Source organism: Actinomyces sp. B33 (assembly GCF_028437565.1).
Lineage (GTDB): Bacteria > Actinomycetota > Actinomycetes > Actinomycetales > Actinomycetaceae > Pauljensenia.
The window spans coordinates 1-682 of record NZ_JAMRYR010000008.1 but is presented as its reverse complement, the minus strand read 5'-3'; the positions used below and the strand labels follow the sequence as shown (position 1 = coordinate 682).

At 66.9% G+C, this 682-nt stretch carries 1 protein-coding gene; it reads left to right on the top strand.

Annotation, left to right across the window (positions count from 1 at the left end; translation table 11 throughout):
- Positions 1-24 precede the first annotated feature (24 nt).
- A partial coding sequence (locus M3T53_RS09785; RefSeq protein ID WP_272434344.1) for a hypothetical protein occupies positions 25-682 on the top strand: 658 nt, incomplete at its 3' end.

Here is a 682-nt window from a genome sequence, read left to right as displayed (position 1 = left end):
TCGGGTTCTTCTGTTGGTGTGGTGGTGGGGGTTGATGCGGGGGAGGTTGAGCGGGCGTGGAGGGCCAGGATCGAGTACTGCGAGATCTTGAAGATCTCGGGGGGATGGGACACGCCCGAATGCGAGGGCATCACCCGCGAATCCCCCGGCAGCGATCCTCCAGCCCCGGCGGACACCGCCCCTCCTAGCGCCTCCGACATCCTCATCACCGCCGCCTCGACCATCGACGCCCACGGCGCGGGCCTGACCATCCAACCGGCCCGCGCCTCCTACATCAACATCCCCACCCTCGCCCACGCCGCATCCCCCACCCAAACCCTGACCACCACTGTCTTGGGCCACCCGGTGACCATCGTTTTAGAGGCCACCAGTTTCTCCTTCGACTTCGGCGACGGCAGCCCACCCGTGGTGTCGGCCAGCCCCGGAGCGCCCTGGCCCGACACCACCAACCAACACACCTACACCCACCCCATGGACTCTGTCCGCATCACCTTGACCACCACCTGGGCCGGCACCGCCACCAGCCCCTTCACCGGGCAAACAGCCACCATCAACGGCCTGGTGACCACCACCGAAACCAGCAACCCCTTCCCCGTCAAACGCGCCCACATCATCCTCACCGACACCGCAGACGAACGCCCACGACACCAACCCGCCACACGCGCATCGCTACGAGCCCACG